Genomic DNA, 26,211 nt, shown 5'->3' with positions numbered 1-26,211 from the left:
ATTTGGAGGGTATGAGTTAGTCAATCTATTGACTGATTTTTTGTTTGAGAAGTTATTTTTAATGAAATTATGAAGTTAAGCAATAGTTAATAGATATCAGTCAAAAACAGAATCTTCTTACTCTAGATGCCTTATGATATTCTAACGAAGAGATAAATATATTTATTGGAGAATGGTTATGAAGTTTCAAGTTAAAAAGTCAGATTTTCAGAAGGTAGCAGCAGACGTTTTAGTTGTATGGTGTGATGCGGAAGGAAATTTTGGTCGGACATTAAAAGATTTAGATAAAGAAAGTGAGGGATTTTTTTCTCAATTAAAAGAAACTAATGATTTACCTAAGATGGGAGAGGTTGTTTCTTTAGTTGCTGTTCCTCACTTGGAAAATAAACGAGTAATTATTTGTGGATTAAAGCCGCAAAATGGACAATGTTTAAAAAGTACTTGTGTCAAACTTTGGGAAGTCATTGCTCAGAAAGGCTGGGAAAAATGTGCATTAGCTTTAGATGATTTTGATATAAAAGATATTTGCCGATTTATTTTATCACATTTATCTGATGCAGCTTACCGATTTGATACATTTAAAAATTTAACAGATGATGATAAGGCAGCTGCAAAGTTTGCAGAAAAAGTGCAAATTATTTGGCTTTCAGATGACGAAAATGCTAAAGCAGATTTAGTTTGGGTGCAAGCAAGAATGGCGGGTACTTATCTAACAAGAGATTTGGGAAATACCCCCGCAAATGTTTGTACGCCTAGCTGGTTAGGAGAGCAAGCTAAGCAATTAGCTGATAAGTATGAAACAATGGAAACAAAGCTGCATAAAAAGAAAGAACTAACGTCGTTAAAAATGGGCGCGCTTTTAGCCGTTGCGCAAGGTTCAGAAGAAGAACCGCGTTTAATAGAAATGTCTTATAAACCAAATAAATTTGTTAATAAGCAACCCATTGTTTTGGTGGGTAAAGGCGTTACTTTTGATGCGGGTGGGATTTCTTTAAAGCCTGCAGCTGATATGGACTTAATGAAATATGATATGGGCGGAGCAGCAGCTGTTTTTGGCGCAATGAAAGCAATTGCTGAAGCTCAATTACCGGTTCATGTTATTGCATTGATTCCTGCGGTAGAGAATTTACCTAGCGGAAAAGCGGTTAAACCCGGGGATATTGTGACTAGCATGAGTGGCAAAACCATAGAGGTATTGAATACTGATGCGGAAGGACGCTTAATTTTATGTGATGCTTTAACATACGCAGAAAAATTTAAACCACAAGCTGTGATTGATTTAGCAACTTTAACAGGTGCTGTTGTTATAGCTTTAGGCTCACCAAGAGCAGGGCTTTTTGGTAATGATGCTGCGCTAGTAGAGGAATTATTTGAAGCAGGCGAGATTGTCTATGATCGTGCTTGGAAGATGCCATTAGATGTGGAATATAAAGATATGATGAAAAGCCCATTTGCTGACTTGGCAAATATCTCAGGTAGCCGAGAAGCTGGCTCTATTACGGCCGCTGCCTTTTTATCTAACTTTACTGAAAGCTATTCATGGGCACATATTGATATTGCAGGTATTGCTTGGAATAGTGGAAAAGCAAAAGGAAGCAGCGGACGCCCTGTTGGAATGTTGTTAGAATATTTTCAACGTCTTGCTGAAAAGGCTTAAAAATTAATGCATTCAAAAACCGTATCTGCCTATTTAGAAGAAGGATTAAAACAATTAACGTTTAATCTGCCACTAAATGGGCAGGAAAAACTTATGACTTATTTGGCTTTGCTAAATAAATGGAATAAAGTACATAATTTATCTGCTATTAGAGAAGAAAAAGAGCAGATTCGTATTCATTTATTAGATTGTCTGGCAGTTGTACCGTTTGTGAAAGATAAAGACACTCTAGCAGATATTGGAACAGGAGCTGGATTACCTGGGCTGATTCTTTCTATTGTGTTTCCAGATAAAAAAATTTATTTAGTAGAGTCAAATCGTAAAAAAGTTGCTTTTCTACGAGAGGTAAAACGCGTATTAGATTTAGAAAAAGTCGAAATCGTTAGCGCAAGAGTAGAAAGCTGGCAACCACCAAAACCATTACCCATTATTTTGAGTCGAGCAGTTGCTAAAATTGATACCTTTTTAAAGTTAACAGAACACTTGGGCGCTGAAGATGCTAGATGGGCTTTAATGAAAGCGCATAATGATGAAGTTTGTACCTATCCAGGTTTTGTTATTTCTCGAATTGAGTCAGTAGAAGTTCCTCTTTTAGAGGCACCAAGATTGTGGATAGAAATCAGTCGTGAAGGAAAATTATCGTGAGCATAAAGATACTCGCTGTAACCAATCAAAAAGGCGGAGTAGGAAAAACAACAACGGCTGTTAGCCTTGCAGCAGTACTTGCAGAACAGGGGGAGCAAGTATTGCTTATTGATATGGATCCACAAGCAAATGCAACCGTTGCTTGCGGATTAAATCGTCGCGAAATAGCGCTTGGCGTTATGGATGTGCTAAAAGGGACGCATGCACCAGAAGATATTGTTATTTATCGAGAGGATGCTAAATTTTGGCTTTTACCTGCTAATGATGATTTAACAGCAACCGATGTAACAATGGCGCAAAATGCTGAGCGGCATAATTTATTAAAAAAATATTGCACAGGCTGGATTGAGCGGTTTGATTGGGTATTGATTGATTGTCCACCTACATTAAATTTATTAACAATCAATGCAATGGTTTTGTCTCATTATGTCTTGGTTCCTATTCAGTGTGAGTATTTCGCCTTAGAAGGTGTTAGCGCTTTGTTAGATACTATTGGTCAAATTCGACAAAGCGTAAATCCTCAATTAAAAGTTGCTGGATTTATTCGTACGATGTATGACCCACGCTCAAGGCTAACAAGGGAAGTATCAGAAAGTTTATTAGAGCATTTAAATCAGCTGGTTTTTTCAGAAGTAGTGCCTAGAAACATTCGTTTAGCTGAAGCCCCAAGCTATGGATTACCCATTACTCAATATGACGGACGCTCAAAAGGAGCAGTTGCATATAGAGCAATTGCGCGCGAATTAGTACAGCGAATAGGGAATTAAGGAGCTTTATAATGTCAAGCCGAAAAGGTGGATTGAAAAAAAATTTAGGGGATTTACTAGGCGATATTGGTCGAGACGTTTTAGAACAGCCTGAGCTAGAAAGTTTAAAAGAAATTGATATTTCTCGTATTCAAGCGGGAAAATATCAGCCTAGGAGAAATTTTAATGAATTAGCGCTAAATGAATTAGCGCAATCTATTTCAGAACATGGCATTTTGCAACCGCTAGTAGTTCGCCCCATTGCGCATGAAAAATATGAAATTATTGCAGGAGAAAGGCGTTTTAGGGCAGGACAGCAAGCAGGTTTATCTAAAGTTCCTTGCGTTATTAAAAATTATAATGATAAACAAGCGTTAGCGGTTGCTTTAATTGAAAACTTACAAAGAGCAGATTTGAATATCTTGGAAATTGCTGAGGGATTACAGCAATTAGTCAAAGATTTTCAATTAACTCATGAGCGAGTAGCACAACTTATTGGACGTTCTCGTTCTGCAATTAGTAATACTTTGCGCTTATTAGAGCTTTCTGAACCGGTAAAAAAATCATTGGGTGCTGGTGAAATTGAAATGGGGCATGCGCGCGCGATGTTAAGTTTAAACACAGCTATACAACAAAAACTATTAGCAGAAATTAAACAAAAAAATATGACGGTCAGGCAAACAGAATCAAGAGTAAAAGTATTACTATCTGGAGCTGATGATATAAAAAAAGAAAAAGCTTCTATCAAAGATACTGACATTCTTTCTTTAGAAGATAAAATTAGTGAGTTTATGGGATATAGCGTTGCTATTAACCATCAAAAAAAAGGAAATGGAAAGATAATTCTAAAATATAAAAATTTAGATGAGCTTGAAGCTATTTTTGAAAAATGGGGCTATCATTGAAAGAATTTTCATTGACCATATATGTACAACCTTTTATAATTCACAGAAATTATCCTTAAATGAGAGAAATTTCAAAAAAGCTACTGATATTTCAATTGGTTGTTTCTATAATCATAGAGGGGATTGTTCTTTTAAGTCCTTATAAACCATATTGGAAATCATTATTAGCTGGCTCAACAATGAGTTGTGCGATGGCTTTTTTTGCATGGGTTATCTTTTGGCAAATGCCAAAAGTGATTCGAGCAAAAACCTTTTATCGCATTATGTTGTTGTGCGAAGCAATAAAATGGCTGATAGTTTATTTACTATCAGTTATTTTTATGTCTTATTTGAAGCTTATGTCTTTATGGATATTGATTGGGTTTTCAGTGGTTTATATTACCTCTTATGGACTATTACTTTTGTTGGTGAGGCAAAATGGCAGCAGAACACAGCGCTGAAATGACTAGTGGCGAATTTATTAACCACCATATGACGAACCTAGTGCTTGGTGAACCAGGTGGCTTTTGGTCATTTCATATTGATACATTCTTTTTCTCCGTCTTATTAGGCGTGCTTTTTTGTTGGTTCTTTTATACATTAGCCAAAAAAATGCAATCAGGGGTACCAGGATTTGCCCAAAACGTTGCTGAAATGATATTTGACTTTGTTGATGGGACAGTTAAAGACTTCTTTGGAGAATCACGTTCAGATATTGGTTCCCTAGCTTTAACAGTTTTTTGTTGGGTGCTCTTATGGAATGCCATGGACCTTATTCCTGTAGATTTACTACCTTCAGCTGCTTCAATGGTAGGAATTCCTTATTTAAAAGTGGTTCCATCTACTGACGTAAATGCAACATTTGCCTTATCTATTACCGTTGTTGTTTTAACTTATGTTTATGGATTCAAAGCCAATCATGGATTCTTAGGTTTTGCTAAATCTTTAGGTGGACATCCATTTGAAGCAGAGAAACTATGGGCAAAAATTATCTTATACCCTATAAATTTTGCGCTAAAAGTTGTTGAAGATATTGCAAAAATTATCTCTCTATCTCTTCGTCTTTTTGGTAACTTATTTGCTGGTGAGCTAGTATTTATATTAATTGCATTACTTCCATTTTTTGTGCAATTTTTACCAGGTGGTGCTTGGGCAATCTTTCACATATTAGTTGTTACATTACAAGCATACATTTTTATGATTTTGACCATTGTTTATTTATCAATGGCAGAATCACACTAATTTTCCATCCATTTATTTATTGTTAGGAGGTTACTTATGGGAAATATTGAAGCGTTTGTGCAAATTCAGGGCTTTACTGCTATCGCTATTGGTTTAATTTTAGGTATGGCAGCTGTTGGCACAGGTATAGGCTTTGCGTTACTTGGCGGAAAATATCTTGAAAGTTCTGCGCGTCAACCTGAAATGATGAACCCTTTACAAGGTAAATTTTTCATTATCGCTGGCCTACTTGATGCTGTTGCAATGATTAGCGTGGTAATTGCTTTAATCATGGTGTTTGCAAACCCACTTCTTGGCGGAATTTCACCTTAATCTTTTATTTTTATTATTCTTAAAGGTGTGCACACATGGACATTAATCTAACGCTGATTGGTCAGGTAGGCACTTTCCTGGTATTTTGGTGGTTTGTTAACAAATATATTTGGCCTATCTTTTCAAAAATTGCTTCAGAGCGACAACGTAAAATCGCTGATGGTTTAAGTATGGCAGATAGTGCTCGCCATAAACTTGAAGAAGCTCGTCAGCATTCTGAAGAAGTTTTAGGAGAAGCAAAAACGCAAGCTAATGAAATTGTTACTCAAGCGCAAAAACAAGCAGGACAGATCGTAGAATCGGCTCGTGAAGAAGCAAAAAAAGTAGGTGCTTTAGAGCTTGAGCATGCCCGTGCTCAGATTGAACAAGAAAAGCGCCAAGCTTATCTTGATCTAAGAGGTCAGCTTTCTGCATTGGTTGTGGAAGGTGTAGAGAAAATTGTAGCGCGTGAAATTAACGCAAAAGATCATGAAAAACTTTTGCAAGAACTGACTGAGAAATTTTAATTATGTCGCAATCTGAAACTATCGCCAGACCATATGCAAAAGCTATTTTTGAGCAAACTGTAAATAAGCAATCTCAAATTCAGTGGCAGGAGTTTTTAACTGCTGCTGCTGATTTTTGTCAGTCTGAAATTGTACTTGCAAGATTATTCGCTCCTGGTTTTTATGATGAATTCGTAAATTGGCTAGAGCAATATTTGGTAAGTACTCGTGACAGTAAACTGACAAAAGAAGAAAGAAATCTTCTTCATATTTTGCGTGAAAATGATCGGCTTAGTGTGTTGCCAGAAATTGCCTTGAAATATGATCAGTTACTAAATGAATCAGAAGGTATGCTTGAAGCTACGGTCTATAGCGCTAAATCCCTAACTTCTGATGAAGAAAAAAAAATAAGTCTTTTCTTAGAAAAGAAAACTAATAAGAAAATTGTTTTAAAAGTAAAAGAACAACCAAGCTTATTAGCAGGACTACGAATTGAATATGACGGATTGGTTATTGACCAATCTACTAGAGGGCGGATTGAACAATTTGCCCGGAAGCTTGATGACTTGAGGAATTAATATGCAATTAAATGCCGCTGAAATTAGCAGCTTTATCAAAGAAAAAATTGCTGACTATGATAGCAAAGTAGACAGTAAAGCCGAAGGCTCCATCATCAGTGTGTCCGATGGAATTGTTCGTATCCAAGGCTTACAGCAAGTAATGCTTGGAGAAATGATAGAACTGCCTGGAGGAGAATACGCGCTTGCGTTAAACTTAGAACGTGATAATGTCGGTTCAGTCGTATTAGGAAATTATACTCATCTTCGTGAAGGGGATAAGGTTAAATGTACAGGAAAAATTCTTGAAGTTCCTGTTGGGAGAGAATTATTAGGACGAGTAGTAAACGCACTAGGTGAACCTATCGACGGAAAAGGCGATGTCAAGACCAATACTACTTCACCTATTGAAAAAATAGCTCCAGGCGTTATTGAGCGTCAATCAGTAGACCAGCCTTTACAAACAGGATTGAAGTCTATTGACTCTATGGTGCCTGTAGGTCGAGGGCAACGTGAGTTGATTATTGGAGACCGTCAGACTGGTAAAACAGCAATTGCTGTTGATGCGATCATTAACCAAAAAGATACTGGCGTAAAATGTATTTATGTTGCTATTGGTCAGAAAGCCTCCTCAATTGCAGCAGTCGTTCGTAAATTAGAAGAACATGATGCATTAAAGCATACTATTATTGTTGCTGCATCAGCTTCTGACTCAGCTGCAATGCAGTATATTGCACCTTATGCTGGTTGTGCGATGGGAGAATTCTTCCGTGACCGTGGTGAAGATGCTTTGATTGTTTATGATGACTTAACGAAACAAGCTTGGGCTTATCGGCAAGTTTCTTTGTTATTGCGTCGTCCTCCTGGTCGTGAAGCTTATCCCGGAGATGTGTTTTATCTTCATTCTCGCTTATTAGAACGTGCATCTCGCATCAATGCTGATGAAGTTGAACGATTAACAAATGGAGAAGTAAAAGGCAAAACAGGATCGTTAACAGCTTTACCAATTATTGAAACACAAGCGGGTGACGTTTCAGCCTTTGTTCCAACCAACGTTATTTCTATCACTGATGGACAAATCTTTTTAGAAACAGATTTATTTAACTCTGGTATTCGTCCAGCTATTAACGCTGGCTTGTCAGTTTCTCGTGTTGGGGGTGCTGCCCAAACAAAAATAATTAAAAAATTAGGTGGTGGTGTTCGTTTGGCTTTAGCACAATATCGAGAACTTGCAGCTTTTGCGCAATTTGCTTCTGATTTAGATGCAGCTACCCGAAAACAACTTGAACATGGTCAACGTGTTACTGAATTGATGAAGCAAAAACAATATTCACCTTTGAATACAGCAGAAATGGGTATTTCTTTATTTGCTGCTGATAAGGGATATTTGGATGATGTTGCTATTGAAGATATCATGAAATATGAAGCAGCTATGCTTTCTTTTATGCATAGTGAATATCAACCTTTATTAGATCGTATTAATGAAAATGGCGATTATAACGATGAAATAGAAAAAGATATTCATGCTGCTTTGGATAACTTCAAAGAAAAAGGAACATGGTAGGAACAGACTATGTCTAATGCCAAAGAAATTCGCGGACAGATAAAAAGTGTAAAAAATACTCAAAAAATTACCAAAGCCATGGAAATGGTTGCTGCGTCTAAAGTTCGTCGAGTTCAAGAACACATGCGTGTTAGCCGACCTTATACAGATAATATTTTAAGGGTGATTGGGCATTTGATGAATGCCAGTTCTCATACACAGCATCCTTTTCTTGTTAAGCCAGAAAAGATTGAGAAAGTTGGTTATATTCTTGTTAGTACAGATAGAGGTTTGTGCGGCGGTTTAAACATTAATCTTTTTAAACTTTTTCTAAAAAAAGTTCAAGAAGATCAAGCAGCGGGACGAAAAATAATAGTTTCTGTCTTTGGAAGAAAAGGGGTTAGTTTTCTAACGCAGGTGGGAATAGAAATTCTTTCTACAGTTGAAAACTATCCAGAGATGCCTGAGATACAACATATTATCGGCGGTGCTTTACCGATGATTAGAGCATTTCAGAATAATGAAGTACAACAAGTTAAGATTGTTTCTAATTATTTTGTTAATGCAATGACTCAGGAGCCGCGAGTAGAACAGCTATTACCAGCAAGTATTAATCATGATGATGGGCTACATGCTAAAGAGCATTCTTGGGATTATCTCTATGAACCTAGTCCTGAAGCTATTCTAGATAAGTTATTGAGAAGATATATCGAAAGTACTATAAAGCAAGCTGTTCTAGAAAATATAGCTTCTGAAATGTCAGCTAGAATGATTGCAATGAAAAATGCATCGGATAATGCTGGTAATTTAATTAGTGAATTACAACTGAAATATAACAAAGCTCGCCAAGCGGCGATTACCCAAGAGTTAACAGAAATTGTTGCCGGCGCAGATGCCGTTTAATGAATTGAAGAGGTTTATATGAGTATAGGTAAAATTGTGCAAATAATCGGCGCTGTTGTTGATATTGAGTTTCCTATTGATGCTATTCCTAATATTAATGATGCTCTTGTATCGAAAGAAGCTGGAATCGTTTTTGAAGTACAACAGCAGCTTGGAGACGGTATTGTTAGAACAATTGCGATGGGCTCGTCTGATGGTTTAACAAGAGGAATGGAAATTACCAATACCGGTGCACCGATTCAAGTCCCTGTAGGAAAAGCTACGTTGGGAAGAATTATGAATGTACTTGGTGAACCAGTTGATCACGATGGAGAGATTCTTGCTGAAGAAAAATGGGGCATTCATCGTCAAGCACCAGCGTATGATGAACTGTCTAGCTCAACAGAGCTATTAGAAACAGGTATTAAAGTTATTGACTTATTATGTCCTTTTGCAAAAGGTGGTAAGGTTGGTTTGTTCGGTGGTGCTGGTGTAGGTAAAACCGTCAATATGATGGAACTTATCCGAAATATTGCTATTGAGCATAGCGGTTATTCTGTGTTCGCTGGTGTTGGTGAGCGGACTCGTGAAGGGAATGACTTTTACTATGAAATGAAAGAGTCAAATGTTTTAGATAAAGTTTCATTGGTCTATGGACAGATGAATGAGCCTGCTGGAAATAGATTCCGTGTGGCATTGACAGGCTTGACCATGGCTGAATATTTTAGAGAAGAGGGTAGAGATGTTCTTTTCTTCGTAGATAATATTTATCGTTATACGCTTGCTGGTACAGAAGTCTCTGCACTTTTAGGGCGTATGCCTTCAGCAGCAGGTTATCAGCCAACTTTGGCAGAAGAAATGGGTAAATTACAAGAGCGTATTACATCTACGAAAAAAGGCTCAATTACCTCTATTCAAGCAGTATATGTTCCAGCTGATGACTTAACAGATCCATCGCCTGCAACAACTTTTGCACACTTAGACTCTACAATCGTTCTTTCTCGCCAGATTGCAGAGCTAGGAATATACCCGGCTGTGGATCCATTAGATTCAACTTCTAGACAATTAGATCCACTTATTATTGGTGAAGAACATTATAATGTTGCAAGAAGTGTTCAAGGCGTTTTACAAAGATATAAAGAGTTAAGAGATATTATTGCCATTTTAGGTATGGATGAGCTTTCTGAAGAAGATAAGCAAATCGTTACTCGCGCTCGTAAAATTCAACGTTTCTTATCACAACCATTTTTCGTAGCAGAAGTATTTACAGGTTCTCCTGGTAAATATGTGTCATTAAAAGATACTATTGCTGGGTTTAAAGGAATTGTTGAAGGACAATACGATCATCTACCAGAGCAAGCCTTTTATATGGTAGGTTCAATTGATGAAGCTGTTGAAAAAGCTGAAAAAATGAAGGCAAAAGCCTAAGGAGTTTATATGGCAACGCCTTTTTCCGTTAATGTTGTGAGCCAAGACCGCTGTTTATATGAAGGCAATGTTGTACAAATTGCAGCAACAGCGACTACGGGAGAACTTGGTATCTTGGCAAGACATAGTCCAATGATGGCAATGCTCAAACCAGGTCAAGTGAGATTGACATTAGAGAATGGAGAAGAGCAGGTTATCTATGTTTCTGGAGGATTTATTGAAGTCCAACCAAAACAGACCATTATTTTGGCTGATGAAGCTATTCGAGCTGAAGATTTAGATGAGGCTGAAATCAAGGCTGCTAAAGAAAGAGCTGTTGCTAGGATGAAAGGCATTAATGATGCTGGTCCTGATGCGATACGTATTCATATGGAAATAGCTCAACTAACAGCGCAAATTTCTGCTATTCGCCGTAATAAACATTAATACTTAATTAATATAGCCAATTTATAATATTATAGCCGACAAATAGTCGGCTTTTCTTTTATGAGGTTAAAGATGAAACATAATCATAAATTAGCATTAGTTTTAGCAGCAGGTAAAGGAACAAGAATGCGTTCTGATTTACCCAAAGTTTTACAATCTCTGGGTGGTAAAGCAATGATAAAGCATCTATTAGAAACTTTACAGCAAGTAAAAGATATAGATATTGCTATTATTTATGGTTATCAAGGAAATGTTTTACAAGAGGCACTCAATGAAGACTATCAAAATCTTTCTTGGGTAGCTCAAGAAGAGCAATTGGGAACAGGGCATGCTGTTAGACAAGCGCTTCCATTATTAGAAACAAATGGCGTGACATTAATTGTTTTTGGCGATGGACCTTTCCTTCAATTAGATACAATCAATAAACTTATCAATGTAGCAGAAGAAAAGGGCGCAGCTTTACTAACTGCTACAGTTGATAATCCATTCGGTTATGGAAGAATTATTCGAAATGAACAAAAAGAAATAGTTGGCATTATTGAAGAAAAAGATACCAATGAAATGGAAAAAGGTATTAAGGAAATTAATGTTGGCGTAATGGCTATACAAAACCATTTGTTAGCAAAGTTTATTCCAATGATAAGTTGCCAAAATGCACAAAAAGAATATTATTTAACGGATATTATTGGCTTATTGAGTGCTAATGGAGAGACTGTGGATAGCGTGTCTATTAAAGAAGTAGATGAAATGATAGGTATCAATGATAAGATTCAACTTGCTGAAGCAGAACGTATTTACCGTCAACAACAAGTTAAGAAATTATTAGATAAAGGAGTCACTATTATTGATCCTTTACGCTGTGATATTCACGGAGAGGTAGAAGTTGGAAAGGATGTTATTATTGAACCTAATGTTTTCTTTAAGGGTAAAGTTATTATTGGCGATAGAGTGATTATTGAAGCAGGGAGTATTTTAGAAAATTGTACCATTGGAAATGATAGTGTTATTCATGCCTATAGCATTATTGAGAAAACAACAGTAGAGCAAGCGGTTAATGTTGGACCTTTTGCCCGATTACGTCCTAATACTATTTTACATAGCCATTCTAGAATCGGAAATTTTGTTGAAATTAAAGGCAGTACTATTGGAATAGAAAGTAAAGTTAATCATTTGAGCTATATAGGTGATTCAGTTGTTGGCTCAAAAGTTAATATCGGTGCTGGAACCATTACTTGTAATTATGATGGTAAAAATAAGTTTAAAACAATGATTGGAGATAATGTTTTTGTAGGCTCAAATACTGCACTGGTTGCTCCTTTATCTTTAGGAAATAATGTGACTATTGGTGCTGGTTCTGTTATCACAAAAGATATTATTCCTAATGCTTTAGCATTGACTAGGGCAAAAATAAAAATAAAAGAAGATTGGAAAAAGTTTGAAAGCAATTGATGTTATATAAAATAAAAACTTACAAGAATTTAAATAAATAAAGTCAATATATTGCTATATTAGGCATTCACACAATAAAGAGAGGCAATTATGAGAAAATTATTATTAACTTCAATCGTGACATTGGCAGTAGCAAACATAGGTTTTGCTGCTACCAATAATACCATAGATACTGCGCAAGCTCGCCCAGATTCAACTATTAAAGCAGAAGTTTATACAGAAGTTCAAAAAACGACAGATGTTGTAAGCGCTGGAAAGGTTATGGATAGCGCAACAGAAATCAGCGTTACACCTTCTTCTGAAACCGTTATGATTGAATCACCAGTGAAATCATTACAAGCACCTACTATAGTAGATGATAAATTGGATTTAGAAGATACAATGAAACAAATGGGAAAAAATTTCAAAAAGCTTAAGTCAGCAGATAGTCTTGCTGCTATGGCAGAGCCAGCAACAGAATTGGCAAAGTGGGCAAGCCAAGCTCAAGCGCTAGGATTAGATGACAAAAATAAACTTACTGCTGAAGATAAAGAAAAATTTCAGCAAGGCATGCAAACTCTACGCAAACAAATTGCAGATTTAGAAATTGCAATTGAAAGTAATGATAGAGATGGTGTCCAAGTATTGTTAAATGAAATGAATGATACTCGTAAACAAGGTCATAAATATTTTGATGTTAAATAATTTTTATATCTAGTAGCAAAGAAGCCCCTTTATTTCATAATTGGGGCTTTTATTTTAAACATAAATAAATATTTTAGGTCAAAGTTACGTTTGTTTCTGAATGGCTAAATGAGGCTTAGCGTGAATGATAAAAATTTTATTTGGGATAGATTGGTTAGAATTACCCATTGGTTAGTTGCTTTAGGCTGCATAATAAATATTTTTATTGTGCGCCCCGGTAGTATCATACATCAAATAACAGGTTATATTATTTTCTCTCTTGTAATAATTCGGTTATTATGGGGAATCATTGGTGCTAAATTTCCTGCAAGAGTAAGAGATATGATTCCAACTATTTTAGGAATGAAAATTCATATTGAGGAAATACGGAATCGTGAACACAAAACAATAGGACATAATGCTTTTGGTTTATTGTTTATTTGGTCTGCTTGGTTATTAATTATAGCTATTGCAGGAACTGGCTATATGGCAGCACTTACAACAGAAACAGGAAGCATTATTCCAGCAGTTAATGAATATATATTTGATTTGGCTTATGACTATCAGCTTTATCATTATAATTTTAGTGAACTACATGGTTTATTGGTTAATATATTAGAAGTGCTAATTATCTTACATATATTAGCAGTTTTTCTTACCAGTAAATGGTTAAAGCATAACTATATTAGAGCAATGATTCATAAAACTAAAAATAAGTAGTTGATATGGTTTAGTGAGATTTAATTATTGATATAAATATCATATCGAGTATTTGGTGCCTGTAAGCTATGGTGAGGTGGCATATTATTTAGAAAATCTGCGCCTTTTGGGCGTTTAACGATAATTTTTTTGCAGCCGCTATTAATAGCTATATCTAGTAACTGATCGCCATTATTTGGAAAATCTGAAATTAAAGTATGTAAAATTTGCATATCTTTTTTTACTTTGGCTTGCTTAGTTCGGGGTGGAAACATTGGATCCAAATATATAGCATCATATTTTTCGCCATTATTTTTAATGTGTTCTTCAGAATTTCCGTAAATTGTTAATAGATTGCTAGCGGCTTTGGTAGTTAGTAATTCATTTTTTGCACGCTCAACGGCTTGTTTGAGCATTAAATAAAGCGCAGGGTGTTGTTCGCATAATGTTACTTTAAATCCTCTATAGGCTAATAACCATGCGTCTCTTCCCCAGCCTGCAGTTGCATCTAAGATAGTATGATTCGGTAGCTTCTTAAAAGCTTTTGGAAGATATTCTTTACCACCTCTACAACGATAGTATTTATCTGAGAAATCTATATAAATAGGCTTCTCCTCATTGTATGATAATTGCCATATTCCATTAGAATTTTTAATAAGATAATATTTGTTTAATAAAGGTTTATCAATAATATGTAGAGGAATAGACGTAGGTATATCTAAGTTTTGTGTTGCTAAGTAAGGAAAGGATAACATGATCAGTGAAGATATATTAAAAAGTGAAAAAAATACTTTCTTATATAGCTGAATATTTATGCCTACGCATTTTTGTATATGATATTGTAGTAATATAATGATTTTATTTAAATTTATAAATATTTAGCTATTTGGTGTAATTATTTAAAAATACATTATTTTATATGTTAGATGATTTTTATATATGATTATTCATATTTTGAAAAATATTTATTATATATTTTTTCATAAGTCCCATTCTCTTTAATAGTCTTTATTCCTGAATTGATTTTATCAAGTAGTTCTTGATTTTCTTTTCTAACAGCAAAGCCATAATATTCTTTTGTATTGGGTATAGAGAAAATTTTTGGTTGATATTTTTCGAAGCGATTTTTATAGTATTGAATGATACCGGAGTCACTAATAGCAGCATCTGTTTTTCCACTAATCGTATTTTTAATAATAAGATAAGTGTTTTCTTCATAGTTTAGATGATTAAAGCCACCTATTTTTTTTAGAAGAGCATCTGAGGTTGTATCTTTTTGGAGCGAAATATTATATTTTGATAATTCTTCTAAATTAGAGATATTTTTATGTGCGGTATTAACCATAACCATCTGTTCTGAATCAAAATAAGGTTTGGAAAATGCCATTCTCTTTTGTCGTTCGGGTGTAATAGTGATACCAGAGCTAATAATATCAGCTTTTTTATTTTCTAAATTATCAAATAGAAGATCAAATATGGTAGTTTTATATTCAAAATTTAAATTTTCTACTTTTGCAATTGCTTTGAGAATATCTATATCAAATCCGGTAGGCTCTTTTTTCTCATCTAAATAAATAAATGGAATAGAGTTACTTTCTCCCATAACTAAATAAGTTTTATTTTCTTGCGCATAACTTAATTGATAAAAATTTGTGCTAAGTATAATTAAAGCGATTGATTTTTGGTTCATATAAACCTCAATTACCTGTATTTTGATTAGAAAAATATTTGTTATAAATTTCTTTATACTGACCGTTTTCTTTAATGATTTTTAAACCATTATTTAATTTATTTAATAATTCTTTTTTGTTTTTATTGACCCAAAAGCCATAGTATTCTGTAGTATTAGGAATGCTAAATATGGTAGGTCGATAAGATTTATATCTATTGTAGTAATAATCTACAACGCCACTATCAGTAATGGTTGCTGCATATTCACCACCTAGAACTTTTTTTATAAGTTTGAAAGTAGTATCATCATAAGAAATATTGACAAAATCAAGAGATTTTATTAGGTTATCGGAGGTTGTATCTTTTTTCAGAATAATACTAGAATTTCTTAAATCTTCTAATTTTTTTTCTGAATAGCCTGAGCGTGCAAAGACCTTTTGTTCAGAAGTAAAGTAAGGTTGAGTAAAATCAACAATTTTTTTTCTTTCCTCTGTAATGGTAATACCAGCAGTAATTATATCTGCGTCATTTTCCTCAATGGCTTTAAAGAGCTGAATCCAAATAGTAGATTTATATTCAAAGTTTATTTCTTCTACTTTAGCAATAGCATTTAGTATATCAATATCAAATCCAGTTAGTTTTTTTTGTTCATCTAAATAGACAAATGGAATAAAGTTGGATTCTGTCATTACTTTATAGGTTTCTTTAGCATAGCTATTACCAATGCTAAGAGCTATAACGAGTATGCTTTGAGTCAATTTATTTTTCATAGTTTCTTAAGTTAAGTAGTATCAATCTGCAAAATATTGTTGATAAATTTTATCGTAGGTACCATTTTCTTTAATTGTTTTTAGTCCACGATTAAGTATTTCAGCTAAAACATGATTTCCTTTTTTTACGCCAAAACCAAATTCTACGGTACTATTAGGAATGACAAGATAGTTAAGGTCGTTATAGCGTTTTTGATAGTATTTAACTACACCAAAGTCACTCACAGCAGCATCATTTTTTCCGGTGAGAACTTTTTTAATAGCAAGAAAGGTTGTTTTTTCTGGAATAATATTATTGAATCCTAAAGCTTTTTATAACTTTTTCTGATGTAGAGCTTCTTTTACGCCAACTTTAAGATTTTTGAGCTCTTCTATATTTTTAATATCAACGTTGTTTTTACCTAATAAAACAGTTTTATCTGATTGAAAATAGGGGTCAGTAAAGGTGAATCTGGATTTACGCTCATCAGTAATACTAATTCCGGAAGTGATAATATCACTAGTGCCATTATCTAGAGTGTCAAACATAACTTTCCAAGGAATGGTTTTGTACTCAAAACTTAGATTTTCTACTTTTGCAATTGCTTTGAGGATTTCAATATCAAATCCTGTGGGAGTATTGTTTTCATCCCAATAAGCAAAGGGAATGTATCCAGATTCGCTAACAACTTGATAAGTATTCTTTGTTTGGGCATCGCTAGTGTAAAAAGAAAGTAGCAAAAGAGAGGTTAAAATTAAAATATATAGTGCAATCAGCTAAAAAACAGAACACCATTTACCGCCAGAAGCACTAAGGTAATGTTTATAAAACGTCCTGTTTTTTAGTTGATTTGACTATATCTAATTTTGATCATGATGTTCCTTTGTTAAATATCATATTTTGAGTTTAATCATTGGCATTCATTAAATCAATTGGCTTATTACCAATAGGGGTTATGCGTGCTCGACTGTTATCGGCACGTGATTGTTGTAGACGTTTGAAATAGTTTTCGTCTATATCTCCAGTGATATATTTTCCATCAAAAACAGAACAATCAAATTTTTGGGGCAAACAATGTTTGGTTGCTAAACAGGCTTTTACCAAGTCATCTAGCTTTTGATAGATAACTTTATCAGCACCGATTTCTTGCGCAATTTCTTTTTCATTGCGATTATAGGCAATCAGCTCTTCATGTGTAGGCATATCAATACCATAAACATTTGGATAACACACAGGAGGGGCAGCACTTGCAAAGTACACTTTATTCGCACCAGCATCTCGTGCCATTTGAATAATTTGCTCGCTAGTGGTTCCCCTAACAATGGAGTCATCTACTAGTAAAACATTTTTCCCACGAAATTCTAATTCCAAAGCATTAAGTTTTTGACGGACAGACTTTTTACGTAAAGTTTGACCTGGCATAATAAAAGTTCGTCCAATGTAACGATTTTTCATAAAGCCTTCGCGGAATTTAACGCCTAACCGGTTTGCCAACTCAATAGCAGATGAACGACTGGTATCAGGAATGGGGATGACAACGTCAATATCATGATTTGACCATTCCTTTTCGATTCTTTCGGCGAGTTTTTCTCCCATTCTGAGCCGCGCTTTATACACATTGATACCGTCGATAGTAGAATCAGGGCGGGCGAAATAGACGTACTCAAAAATACAAGGGACTCTTTCTGGAGTTTGTGCGCATTGTTGATGATGAAGTTGACCATCTTCTGTGATGATAAGTGCTTCTCCTGGCTCAATGTCTCGAATGACCTTATAACCCTGACTTTGTAAGGCGACAGATTCGCTAGCGACCATATATTCTGTACCATTATCTGTTTCACGATAGCCATAGATGAGTGGGCGAATAGCGTAGGGGTCACGAAAAGCAACAAGTCCATAGCCACTAATCAACGCAACAACAGCATAAGCGCCTTTAACGCGCTCATGTAAGCGAGAGATGGCTGCAAATATTTGATTAGGAGTTGGTGGAATGTTTGCATCGCGTGCAAGTTCATGCGCAAAGATATTTAATAATGCTTCGCTATCAGATTGCGTATTGATATGCCGTAAATCACTGGCATAAATTTCGCCAATAAGCTTATCGGCATTGGTGAGATTTCCATTGTGTGCTAATACAATACCATAAGGTGAATTAGCATACATTGGTTGCGCCTCAGCGCTAGAAGAACTCCCAGCGGTAGGGTATCGAATATGTCCAATACCAATATTGCCAACTAATCGTCGCATATGTTTCTCGCTAAAAACATCTGCCACTAGCCCATTGGATTTGCGCATAAAAAAGCGTCCATTTTCAGCAGTCACGATACCGGCAGCGTCTTGCCCTCTATGCTGTAAAACAATTAGTGCATCATAAAGCGCTTGGTTAACATGTCCTTTACCGACAATCCCCACAATTCCACACATAACTAACCTAATAAGCTTAAAAGTTAGCTATTATACCGATTAAGTTTGAAAATATTCTTTTAATATTTAGGGAATTTGCGAAAGAATTGTGATAATCCCAAACTTTTAACAAATAGATTTAGATACAATACATTTAAGAAAATCAACAAAATTCATTTGTAATAGCAGAGAGATTGAAATATGACAGAAAAACAATGGTTGGAATTGACTTTAACCGCCCATAATGATGATGAAGCCTTACTATTAGAAACCGCGCTCGAACTTTCAGGCGCTTTAGCTGTTACCTATCAAGCAGCCGACGAGCAAGAAATTTTTGAACCGCCTATTGGTACCACACCTTTATGGCAAACCACCAAAGTAACAGGACTGTATGATTTACAAGTGGATAAATCAGAGGTGCTATCTATTTTAAAACAGAGTCTGGGCGATAATTATCCGATTGGTGAGCATTTATTAAAAGATGAAGATTGGGTACGAGCTTGGCTTGATTACTTTCAGCCCATTCCTTTTGGAAAAAACTTTTGGGTGGCAGCCACAGAACATCGTATAGATGAACCAAATGCTACGGTTTTACGTTTAGACCCAGGACTTGCCTTTGGGACAGGAACGCACCCTTCAACAGCAATGTGTCTTAGCGCTTTGGTTAATCATATTACGCTTCAAGATAAAACCGTTTATGACTATGGCAGCGGTAGCGGCATTTTAGGGATTGCCGCAGCATTATTAGGCGCTGAGCATGTTTGGCAAACAGATATTGATCCGCAGGCGTTACAAGCAGGGGCGGAAAACGCCGAAAAAAATGGCGTAAGAGACAAAATTACACTTTGTGAAAATCCAAATGATGCACCTAAAGTCGATATCTTAATGGCGAATATCTTATTAGAACCTTTGTGTGTGTTGCGTACTCAGTTTGAAAAACATTTACATGAAAAATCTGTTTTATACTTTGCGGGTTTGCTAGAGAGACAAGAAAGTGTTATTCGCGAACATTATGAAGAGGCTTATAACATTCATCGCATAGATGACAAAGAAGGCTGGATTTTATTAGAACTACATCCCAAACATTGATTTATTAGAGAATAAAAAAAGCCCGTCTGTCTTGAGCGGGCTTTATTTTTTATGGCATTTTCTTTTTTATAGAGAGTATGCAGCTTCTAAAGCAATAATCATCATCTCATTAAAAGACGTTTGACGTTCTTCTGCAGTGGTGTATTCCTCGCGTAAAATATGGTCAGAAACCGTGCAAATGGCAGCGGCTTTTGCACCAAACTCAGCGGCAACACCGAAAATACCGGCAGCTTCCATTTCTACTCCCATGATGCCATATTTTTTCAACGCTTCATTCAGGCGTTGGTCAGGGTTATAAAATAAATCGGCTGAGAATAATCCGCCCACTTTTGCATTGATATTTTGCGACTTTGCAGCAGCAACTAAAGCAGCAACCAATTCATAATCCGCCGTTACAGCAAAATCATGCCCTAAAAAACGCGTGCGGTTTACATTAGAATCCGTTGATGCCCCTAAACCAATAATCACATCGCGAACATGAATATCATCGCGCACAGCACCGCAAGAGCCAACACGAATAATATTTTTTACGCCATACTCAGTAATTAACTCTTTAGCATAAATAGAGCATGAAGGAATCCCCATTCCATGTCCCATTACAGATAAGCGTTTTCCTTTATAAGTACCCGTAAAACCAAGCATATTACGAACATTGGTCACTTCTTCAGGATTTTCCAAATAAGTTTCAGCAATAAATTTTGCACGTAAAGGATCACCAGGCATTAAAACCGTTTCAGCGAAAGCACCATCTTTAGCATTAATATGAGGGGTCATACACGTCTCCTATCTAAAAAAGTTATTGTAGCAATCTTTGCTAGCATTGGACACTACAGTTAAAATAGGTTCTTTTTTCTTAAGCGGATATTCTCATGGCAGAACCTCTTACTTTTCAAGATATGATTTTAACCTTGCAACGCTTTTGGGCAGAGCAGGGCTGCGCAATCATGCAACCTTACGATATGGAAGTAGGCGCAGGCACCTTTCATGAATCAACCTTCTTGCGCGCAATCGGACCAGAACCGTGGAATGCGGCGTATGTTCAGGCTTCACGCCGTCCAACCGATGGACGCTATGGTGAAAACCCTAACCGTTTACAGCGTTACTACCAATTCCAAGTAGTGATGAAACCTTCGCCAGCGCGTTTTCAAGACTTATATTTACAATCCTTATTTGCGATTGGGATTGACCCAGCGGTTCATGACATTCGTTTTGTGGAAGATAACTGGGAATCACCAACTTTAGGCGCATGGGGACTCGGTTGGGAAGTGTGGATTGACGGCATGGAAGCATCGCAGTTTACCTATTTCCAACAAGCAGGCGGCATGGAATGTAAACCAGTGATGGGAGAATTAACCTATGGTTTAGAACGCATTGCCATGTATTTGCAAGGTGTTGATAGCGTTTATGATTTAGTGTGGACAACCACGCGCAACGGCGTATTAACCTACGGCGACGTGCATCAACAAAATGAGTGTGAACAATCCGCTTATAACTTTGAACACGCCAATACCGAACAATTATTCGCACAATTTAACCAAGCGGAAGAAATGGCATTGCAATTAGCCGAAAAACAATTGGCATTGCCTGCTTATGAACAAGCGCTAAAAGCCTCACATTTGTTTAACTTGTTAGATGCACGGCGCGCCATATCGGTTACTGAACGGCAACGCTATATCTTACGCGTGCGCGCCATCTCTAAAGCTGCTGCAGTTGCTTATTTTGAAGCGCGTAAAGCACTAGGTTTCCCACTTTGCCGTAACGGAGAAAACGTATGAATTTTTTACTAGAAATTGCCACAGAAGAACTACCAACCGCTGCGGTACAACAACTCTCTGAAGCCGGTACGCAATTATGGGCAGAACAACTCATTGAAAACGGCTTTAACTGCGAGAGCATCAAAGCCTTCGCCACGCCACGCCGTTTAGCTTGGCGGATGCGCAATTTAAGTGAAAAACAAGTGCCACAAATTTGGGAAAACCAAGGACCATCTCTAAAAGTTGCTAAAGACGCAGACGGTAACTGGACGCGCGCCGCCATCGGCTTTGCCAAAGGCTGCGGATTAAATTCCCCTGATGAACTCAGCACGATTGAAACCCCAAAAGGCACGCACCTTTTTTATCGTGAAGAACGTCCAAGCGCCACGTTTGAAGAAAAACTCCCTGAAATTTTTGAAGCCGTCATTCATAAACTACCGATTGCCAAACGGATGCGTTGGGGCGATAACGAACAAAGTTTCGTGCGTCCAGTCAATGCATTAGTGGCATTAGCGGATGATAAAGTCTTACCATTAGAATTTTTTGGGCTGCAATCAGGGCGCGAAACACAAGGGCATCGTGTGCATCATCCAACCCCTGTGGTGATTAGTCATGCGGATAACTATGAAGCGGATTTAGCTGAAGCCTACGTTATTGTTGATAGCGAAGCGCGCCGTCAGGAAATCATCTCGCAAGTGCAGGCAGTGGCGAATAAAGTCGGGGGCAAAGCGGTTATGCCAGAAGCATTAATTGATGAAGTGGCAGCATTAACCGAATATCCACAAGCGATATATGGCGAATTTGAAGCGCGTTTTTTAGACGTGCCGCAAGATGTGTTGATTACCACCATGCAGGATAATCAAAAAACTTTCGCGGTGGTCGATGAAAAAGGCAAATTGTTGCCTTGTTTTATCGCGGTTGCCAATCTCATCAGTGAGCATCCTGAACTGGTTAGCATGGGCAACGAACGCGTGATTCGTCCACGTTTTGCCGATGCCGAATTTTTCTGGCATCAGGATTTAAAATACTCATTATCCGAACGATTACCAAAATTAGAAAACGTCGTTTACCAAGAAAAACTCGGCTCAATCGCTGATAAAAGCCGACGCGTGGCAAAAATCGCCGCCTATCTAACGGAATTGACAGAAGCGGATAAAGATAAAGTCCAGCAAGCTGCTGAACTCGCCAAATGCGATTTATTAAGCGAAATGGTGATGGAATTTCCCGAGCTACAAGGCTATATGGCAGAAAATATGCCGAAAAAGAAGGCTTAGATAGCGAAGTCGCTGCTGCCTTGCAAGAACAATACTACCCGTTAGGCGCAGGCGGAGAGCTTCCGCAAACCGCTGTCGGCACAACGCTTGCCTTAGCAGAAAAACTTGATAACCTTGCTGGCGGCTTTGCGATTGGCGCGAAACCAACAGGCAGCAAAGACCCATACGCGCTACGCCGTGCGACCATTGGTTTATTGCGTCTAGCCTTAGAAAAATCCTTAGCGATTGACTTACGCGATGTCTTTACCCAAAGCCTGCAAATCTTACAGGCGAACCGTGATGCATTAAAACTTGATATTGCTGCGTTAAGCGAAGAACTCACCCAATACAGCTTTGACCGCTTAGAAAATCACTACAAAGAGCAGGGCATTGACCCTAGCATCTTCCGCGCTGCGCAAACCGGCGACAGTGAATTGCAAGCGTTGAACCGCCGTGTCTTAGCCTTACGCGACTTCTTAACCCAAGAAAACGCTGCGAGCTTCCTAGACAGTGCCAAACGCATCCGCAACATTCTCAAGAAAAACGGTAGCCTAAAAGACGACCCGCAAGAAAACCGATTACAAGAGGTGGCAGAAAAAACGCTTTACCAACAGTGGACAAGCATTCAACCGGAATTGCATAACCACTTAGAAAACGGAGACTATCCGCAGGCCTTAGCCGTATTAGGCACGCTTTCTAAGCCATTGGCAGATTTCTTTGACAACGTCATGGTGATGTGCGATGAACCGAAATTGCGCATGAACCGCTTGGCTTTGCTCTCAGCATTACAACGGGATTTTGATGAATTAGGTGATTTATCATTGATTGGTGTGGCGAGCTAAGTTATTGCTCATTTAAAAAAAGCTGCGCGGAAAGTCGTGCAGCTTTTTTTATTCCGATTTAGGAAACAGCGCTAAAAATGACGAAGTCGTGTGGTCAATATTTTGCATGATGACGCGGCGTATTTTGCGATGTGCGCAAAATGCGCGTCAATAGCCCATCTTTTGAGAACCTTGCAAAAAACAGATTACTTTTCTTCTAATGGATTCAAACGGTCTTTCCAATATTGCTCTTTATCTTTATTCTGAACAGGCTACGATCGACAAGATAATTTAGATGCTGACTGCGATTGCCCAAGGGCTCTTGGGCAGTGGGTCACAAGTAGGTTTTGCTATCGCTGCGCTCAGTCGTCGTCAACGTCTTTGTCGCTTTGTAGATACCAAAGCATGAAGTCGTAAAAGCTGTTCCAGTGCGGTAAGGTGCCTGCCAGCAGTTGCTCTCGCTCTCCGAGGTTAAAATCCCAGACTTTTTCTTCTTGGGTTTCATAAAGGTAGCCACCTTCGCCCTCACCGGTGGTGAAAAGGATGTAGTTGTCTGGTAATCCCCATGCAAATTGGAAATATTCATATGAAAATCCATCCGGAAGAGGGTCTATTATACTAGATGTTCCACCGCGATGATCTAAACTCTCCATAAAATATTTTGAGTAGAGCTCATAAAATTGTGAGCCTTCTCTTACCCCTAATTCCATTATGATTTTTTGCGCTTCTTTTCTGTCTTCATCGCTTCTGACTGGAACAGTGTAGCTCTGCTGCGACAATAAATACTCAATTTGCTCTTTCTGATTCATATTACTTTCCTTCTAATTGCTTCAAACGGTCTTTCCAATATTGCTTACGATCTTGGTTAAAAGCAGGACGATTGACGGGACGTTCCGGATGCTGACTGCTGTTACCATAAGGATGTAGTGCTTTACCTCCAACTCCTTTTTTTGTCTGATGTACTGGTTCTGTTAGTTCATATAACGCTCCACGACTATCCTGACGCGAGTGGTGCAATTGCAATTGCTCATATTTCCCGTTTTTCCAGACATAAGGTGCTTCCCCTTTTTTCATTCGCTCAGCATTGGTGCGCATATTCCCCTCAGAAAGCAGTGCTAAAAATGGCGCAATCAGGTGGTTAATATTCCGCGTGATGACGCGGTGTATTTTGCGATGTGCGCAAAATGCACTTCAATAGCCTTTCTGCTGTAATTCTTCCAACGCTTGTTGCGCCTTCGCTAAGCCTTGTGCCGCCGCTTTTTCGTACCACTGGCAGGCTTTATTGTAATCTTGCGTAACGCCTTGACCATTTTCATATAGCCATCCAAGATTGAATTGCGCCTCTGCGTCGCCTTTTTCAGCGGCTGGTTGTGCCCATTTAAATGCATCGGCGTAGTTGCCTGCGTCGCCGTAGCGAATGGAAAGTTCTGCTTGCGCTTTCGTATTGCCTTGTTCTGCTTGTGCAATAAGGGTTTCTAGTGGTTTACCGTCAAAAGGATTGTTTTCTTCACCGAGCGCTAGCTGCGGGGCGCTAAAGGCAGCCGCGCAGAGTAGAGAGAGCAGGGTGCATTGATAAGTAGGTTTAATTAGGGACAACATCGTATTTTCTTTAACGTAAATTTAAAATATTGTAGCGTAGATTTTTCAAAAGCCTAGAGTATAGTGGGCAATTGCCTGACCGTATTCCGATAAAATCGACATCGCAATTTTGTCAGTTGATGGCTTGTATTGCGAATGCACTTCAATAGCCCATGTTGCGCCTCCGAGAAACCTTGCGCGGCGGCTTTTTCCCACCACTCACGTGCTTTAACATAATCTTGCGCGATGCCCTGACCGTTGGCGTACATTACCCCAAGATTAAATTGTGCCTCTACAAAGACTTGTGCGGCGGCTTTTTCGCACCACTGCCGCGCTTGCGCGTCATCTTGTTTCACGCCCCACCCCCCCTCATACATCACCCCGAGATTGTATTGCGCCTGTGGCAAACTTTGAGCAGCAGCTTTTTCGTACCACTCATGTGCTGTTTGATAATTTTGCATGACACCTAGACCTTCGCTATACATCAAACCAAGATTATATAGTGCAATCATCTAAAACCCAACCCAATCCAAAGCAGATAAAAGAATAAAGTATCAATACAATCCATCCGCCATTCTTTGCGGATTTGCTTAATCCAAGCCCACATCTTTTCAATAGGATTTAAGTCTGGACTATAAGGGGGTAACCAAACTATCTCATGCCCATGCTCTTCAATGATTGCTTGAATATAGTGCGATCAGCTAAAAAACAAAACATCCTATAGCCCTTATCTAGCCATTCTGGCGGTAGATAACGTTCTGTTTTTTAGCTGATTTGACTATATCACTGCGTTTATGAAAAGCGGCATTGTCCATGACAATTACACTGTTTTTAGGTAACTCAGGTAACAGTGCTTCTCTCACCCAATGAGAGAAAATATCGCTGTTAATAGAACCATCATATAAGCGTAAGGCAAACAATTCTCCATTGATAATGCCTCCAATCGCATTGCTCTGGTTCTTTAAATGCCAGTTATCACTTCCATGACAAACTTGTCCTTTTGTGCTGTAGCCATAAGGTCTATGATCAAAGGCTTTAAAACCACATTCATCAAGATAGACTATCGGTTTGTCTTGAGCGGTCTTATCTACTATTTGTTCTTGAAAGTGCTCTCTTTTCTCTGTGTCGGCTTTTGGATGTTGGTTAATCTTTTTTTATGCGTTATCTTTAGTTCGCTTTAGAGCATAACAAATCGCTGATTGCGAGCAATTAAAACGTCTAGCTCTTTCCCATTGGTAATCATCAGGATACTGCTCAATATCCTTAAGCAAGGC

Annotated in this window: 33 protein-coding genes and 1 pseudogene; 20 read left to right on the top strand and 14 right to left on the bottom strand. The window is 37.6% G+C overall.

Going from position 1 to position 26,211, the window contains the following annotated elements; translation table 11 throughout:
• Positions 1 to 178: 178 nt before the first annotated feature.
• From A5N85_RS07010 to A5N85_RS06935, 16 genes are all read left to right on the top strand, one after another.
• Positions 179 to 1,657: a leucyl aminopeptidase gene (locus A5N85_RS07010; RefSeq protein WP_072576594.1), complete on the top strand. Its 1,479-nt coding sequence runs from the start codon at positions 179 to 181 to the stop codon at positions 1,655 to 1,657.
• A 6-nt stretch (positions 1,658 to 1,663) separates the two neighbouring features.
• Entirely contained in the window at positions 1,664 to 2,302 is a 639-nt protein-coding gene (gene rsmG, locus A5N85_RS07005) for a 16S rRNA (guanine(527)-N(7))-methyltransferase RsmG (protein ID WP_072576593.1), read from the top strand.
• Positions 2,299 to 3,069 (top strand): ParA family protein, encoded by a 771-nt coding sequence (locus A5N85_RS07000; RefSeq protein WP_245936004.1) that lies wholly within the window; start codon positions 2,299 to 2,301, stop codon positions 3,067 to 3,069. Before rsmG ends, A5N85_RS07000 begins: the two co-directional genes overlap by 4 nt.
• 11 nt (positions 3,070 to 3,080) lie before the next feature.
• Entirely contained in the window at positions 3,081 to 3,953 is an 873-nt protein-coding gene (locus A5N85_RS06995; RefSeq protein WP_072576592.1) for a ParB/RepB/Spo0J family partition protein, read from the top strand.
• 59 nt (positions 3,954 to 4,012) lie between these two features.
• Positions 4,013 to 4,393 carry a hypothetical protein gene (locus A5N85_RS06990; protein ID WP_143143208.1) on the top strand — a complete coding sequence of 127 codons (381 nt, stop codon included), beginning with the start codon at positions 4,013 to 4,015 and terminating at the stop codon, positions 4,391 to 4,393.
• Positions 4,371 to 5,174 carry a F0F1 ATP synthase subunit A gene (atpB, locus tag A5N85_RS06985; protein ID WP_072576590.1) on the top strand — a complete coding sequence of 268 codons (804 nt, stop codon included), beginning with the start codon at positions 4,371 to 4,373 and terminating at the stop codon, positions 5,172 to 5,174. Before A5N85_RS06990 ends, atpB begins: the two co-directional genes overlap by 23 nt.
• Positions 5,175 to 5,210: 36 nt before the next feature.
• Positions 5,211 to 5,486 (top strand): F0F1 ATP synthase subunit C, encoded by a 276-nt coding sequence (gene atpE / locus A5N85_RS06980; protein ID WP_072576589.1) that lies wholly within the window; start codon positions 5,211 to 5,213, stop codon positions 5,484 to 5,486.
• A 35-nt stretch (positions 5,487 to 5,521) separates the two neighbouring features.
• On the top strand, positions 5,522 to 5,992 hold the full coding sequence (locus A5N85_RS06975) for a F0F1 ATP synthase subunit B (protein ID WP_072576588.1): 471 nt from the start codon (positions 5,522 to 5,524) through the stop codon (positions 5,990 to 5,992).
• 2 nt (positions 5,993 to 5,994) lie between these two features.
• Positions 5,995 to 6,549 (top strand): F0F1 ATP synthase subunit delta, encoded by a 555-nt coding sequence (locus A5N85_RS06970; RefSeq protein WP_072576587.1) that lies wholly within the window; start codon positions 5,995 to 5,997, stop codon positions 6,547 to 6,549.
• 1 nt (position 6,550) lies between these two features.
• Positions 6,551 to 8,092: a F0F1 ATP synthase subunit alpha gene (atpA, locus tag A5N85_RS06965; protein ID WP_072576586.1), complete on the top strand. Its 1,542-nt coding sequence runs from the start codon at positions 6,551 to 6,553 to the stop codon at positions 8,090 to 8,092.
• 9 nt (positions 8,093 to 8,101) lie between these two features.
• Positions 8,102 to 8,974, top strand: a complete 873-nt coding sequence (gene atpG, locus A5N85_RS06960) for a F0F1 ATP synthase subunit gamma (RefSeq protein WP_072576585.1) — start codon at positions 8,102 to 8,104, stop codon at positions 8,972 to 8,974.
• Between the two features lie 18 nt (positions 8,975 to 8,992).
• Complete coding sequence (gene atpD, locus A5N85_RS06955; RefSeq protein ID WP_072576584.1) at positions 8,993 to 10,381, top strand: F0F1 ATP synthase subunit beta; 1,389 nt, start codon at positions 8,993 to 8,995, stop codon at positions 10,379 to 10,381.
• 9 nt (positions 10,382 to 10,390) lie between these two features.
• Positions 10,391 to 10,807 carry a F0F1 ATP synthase subunit epsilon gene (locus tag A5N85_RS06950; RefSeq protein ID WP_072576583.1) on the top strand — a complete coding sequence of 139 codons (417 nt, stop codon included), beginning with the start codon at positions 10,391 to 10,393 and terminating at the stop codon, positions 10,805 to 10,807.
• 72 nt (positions 10,808 to 10,879) lie between these two features.
• Entirely contained in the window at positions 10,880 to 12,256 is a 1,377-nt protein-coding gene (glmU, locus tag A5N85_RS06945) for a bifunctional UDP-N-acetylglucosamine diphosphorylase/glucosamine-1-phosphate N-acetyltransferase GlmU (protein ID WP_072576582.1), read from the top strand.
• 90 nt (positions 12,257 to 12,346) lie between these two features.
• On the top strand, positions 12,347 to 12,940 hold the full coding sequence (locus A5N85_RS06940) for a cytochrome b562 (RefSeq protein WP_072576581.1): 594 nt from the start codon (positions 12,347 to 12,349) through the stop codon (positions 12,938 to 12,940).
• A gap of 120 nt (positions 12,941 to 13,060) precedes the next feature.
• Positions 13,061 to 13,639 (top strand): cytochrome b/b6 domain-containing protein, encoded by a 579-nt coding sequence (locus A5N85_RS06935; RefSeq protein WP_072576580.1) that lies wholly within the window; start codon positions 13,061 to 13,063, stop codon positions 13,637 to 13,639.
• 20 nt (positions 13,640 to 13,659) lie between these two features.
• Here the strand turns inward: A5N85_RS06935 and A5N85_RS06930 are convergent, their stop codons facing one another.
• The 6 genes from A5N85_RS06930 to purF form a co-directional block, all read right to left on the bottom strand.
• Positions 13,660 to 14,373 (bottom strand): class I SAM-dependent methyltransferase, encoded by a 714-nt coding sequence (locus tag A5N85_RS06930; protein ID WP_072576579.1) that lies wholly within the window; start codon positions 14,371 to 14,373, stop codon positions 13,660 to 13,662.
• Between the two features lie 188 nt (positions 14,374 to 14,561).
• On the bottom strand, positions 14,562 to 15,308 hold the full coding sequence (locus A5N85_RS06925; RefSeq protein ID WP_072576578.1) for a transporter substrate-binding domain-containing protein: 747 nt from the start codon (positions 15,306 to 15,308) through the stop codon (positions 14,562 to 14,564).
• A 7-nt stretch (positions 15,309 to 15,315) separates the two neighbouring features.
• The gene (locus tag A5N85_RS06920; protein ID WP_072576577.1) at positions 15,316 to 16,059 is read right to left on the bottom strand and encodes a transporter substrate-binding domain-containing protein; all 744 of its coding nucleotides are present in this window, start codon (positions 16,057 to 16,059) and stop codon (positions 15,316 to 15,318) included.
• Positions 16,060 to 16,080: 21 nt separating this feature from the next.
• Positions 16,081 to 16,320: a transporter substrate-binding domain-containing protein gene (locus A5N85_RS17620; protein ID WP_428843254.1), complete on the bottom strand. Its 240-nt coding sequence runs from the start codon at positions 16,318 to 16,320 to the stop codon at positions 16,081 to 16,083.
• 51 nt (positions 16,321 to 16,371) lie between these two features.
• On the bottom strand, positions 16,372 to 16,779 hold the full coding sequence (locus tag A5N85_RS17615) for a transporter substrate-binding domain-containing protein (RefSeq protein ID WP_072576575.1): 408 nt from the start codon (positions 16,777 to 16,779) through the stop codon (positions 16,372 to 16,374).
• Between the two features lie 166 nt (positions 16,780 to 16,945).
• Positions 16,946 to 18,463 carry an amidophosphoribosyltransferase gene (purF, locus tag A5N85_RS06905; protein WP_072576574.1) on the bottom strand — a complete coding sequence of 506 codons (1,518 nt, stop codon included), beginning with the start codon at positions 18,461 to 18,463 and terminating at the stop codon, positions 16,946 to 16,948.
• A 180-nt stretch (positions 18,464 to 18,643) separates the two neighbouring features.
• On the opposite strand from purF, the gene prmA reads away from it, so the two are divergent.
• The gene (gene prmA / locus A5N85_RS06900; protein WP_072576573.1) at positions 18,644 to 19,531 is read left to right on the top strand and encodes a 50S ribosomal protein L11 methyltransferase; all 888 of its coding nucleotides are present in this window, start codon (positions 18,644 to 18,646) and stop codon (positions 19,529 to 19,531) included.
• Between the two features lie 66 nt (positions 19,532 to 19,597).
• Here prmA and deoD read toward each other — a convergent pair whose 3' ends face one another.
• Complete coding sequence (gene deoD / locus A5N85_RS06895) at positions 19,598 to 20,305, bottom strand: purine-nucleoside phosphorylase (RefSeq protein ID WP_072576572.1); 708 nt, start codon at positions 20,303 to 20,305, stop codon at positions 19,598 to 19,600.
• A 95-nt stretch (positions 20,306 to 20,400) separates the two neighbouring features.
• Between deoD and glyQ the strand changes: the two genes are divergently transcribed.
• The 3 genes and pseudogenes from glyQ (at position 20,401) to A5N85_RS17610 (ending at position 23,380) form a co-directional block, all read left to right on the top strand.
• The gene (glyQ, locus tag A5N85_RS06890) at positions 20,401 to 21,306 is read left to right on the top strand and encodes a glycine--tRNA ligase subunit alpha (RefSeq protein ID WP_072576571.1); all 906 of its coding nucleotides are present in this window, start codon (positions 20,401 to 20,403) and stop codon (positions 21,304 to 21,306) included.
• Positions 21,303 to 22,894: pseudogene (gene glyS, locus A5N85_RS16490) on the top strand (glycine--tRNA ligase subunit beta); the annotation flags it as partial. The gene glyQ and the pseudogene glyS, both read left to right, overlap by 4 nt.
• Positions 22,895 to 22,972: 78 nt before the next feature.
• Positions 22,973 to 23,380 carry a DALR anticodon-binding domain-containing protein gene (locus A5N85_RS17610; RefSeq protein ID WP_428843253.1) on the top strand — a complete coding sequence of 136 codons (408 nt, stop codon included), beginning with the start codon at positions 22,973 to 22,975 and terminating at the stop codon, positions 23,378 to 23,380.
• Positions 23,381 to 23,721: 341 nt separating this feature from the next.
• Here A5N85_RS17610 and A5N85_RS06880 read toward each other — a convergent pair whose 3' ends face one another.
• The 7 genes from A5N85_RS06880 to A5N85_RS17245 form a co-directional block, all read right to left on the bottom strand.
• Positions 23,722 to 24,168: a hypothetical protein gene (locus A5N85_RS06880; RefSeq protein WP_072576570.1), complete on the bottom strand. Its 447-nt coding sequence runs from the start codon at positions 24,166 to 24,168 to the stop codon at positions 23,722 to 23,724.
• A gap of 1 nt (position 24,169) precedes the next feature.
• The gene (locus A5N85_RS06875; RefSeq protein WP_072576569.1) at positions 24,170 to 24,454 is read right to left on the bottom strand and encodes an HNH/ENDO VII family nuclease; all 285 of its coding nucleotides are present in this window, start codon (positions 24,452 to 24,454) and stop codon (positions 24,170 to 24,172) included.
• Between the two features lie 96 nt (positions 24,455 to 24,550).
• The gene (locus A5N85_RS06870; protein ID WP_072576568.1) at positions 24,551 to 24,958 is read right to left on the bottom strand and encodes a tetratricopeptide repeat protein; all 408 of its coding nucleotides are present in this window, start codon (positions 24,956 to 24,958) and stop codon (positions 24,551 to 24,553) included.
• A 53-nt stretch (positions 24,959 to 25,011) separates the two neighbouring features.
• A complete protein-coding gene (locus tag A5N85_RS06865; protein WP_072576567.1) occupies positions 25,012 to 25,449 on the bottom strand; it encodes a tetratricopeptide repeat protein in 438 nt (145 codons plus the stop codon).
• Positions 25,446 to 25,616 (bottom strand): transposase, encoded by a 171-nt coding sequence (locus A5N85_RS16950; RefSeq protein ID WP_282955996.1) that lies wholly within the window; start codon positions 25,614 to 25,616, stop codon positions 25,446 to 25,448. The genes A5N85_RS06865 and A5N85_RS16950 overlap by 4 nt, the downstream gene beginning before the upstream one ends.
• A 52-nt stretch (positions 25,617 to 25,668) precedes the next feature.
• Positions 25,669 to 26,001 (bottom strand): transposase, encoded by a 333-nt coding sequence (locus A5N85_RS15105; RefSeq protein WP_245936081.1) that lies wholly within the window; start codon positions 25,999 to 26,001, stop codon positions 25,669 to 25,671.
• 90 nt (positions 26,002 to 26,091) lie between these two features.
• A partial coding sequence (locus A5N85_RS17245; RefSeq protein ID WP_346243169.1) for an IS630 transposase-related protein occupies positions 26,092 to 26,211 on the bottom strand: 120 nt, incomplete at its 5' end.

The organism is Suttonella ornithocola, from assembly GCF_001889065.1.
In the GTDB taxonomy this organism is placed as follows: Bacteria; Pseudomonadota; Gammaproteobacteria; order Cardiobacteriales; family Cardiobacteriaceae; genus Suttonella_A; species Suttonella_A ornithocola.
This window is presented reverse-complemented; position numbering and strand designations above follow the sequence as displayed.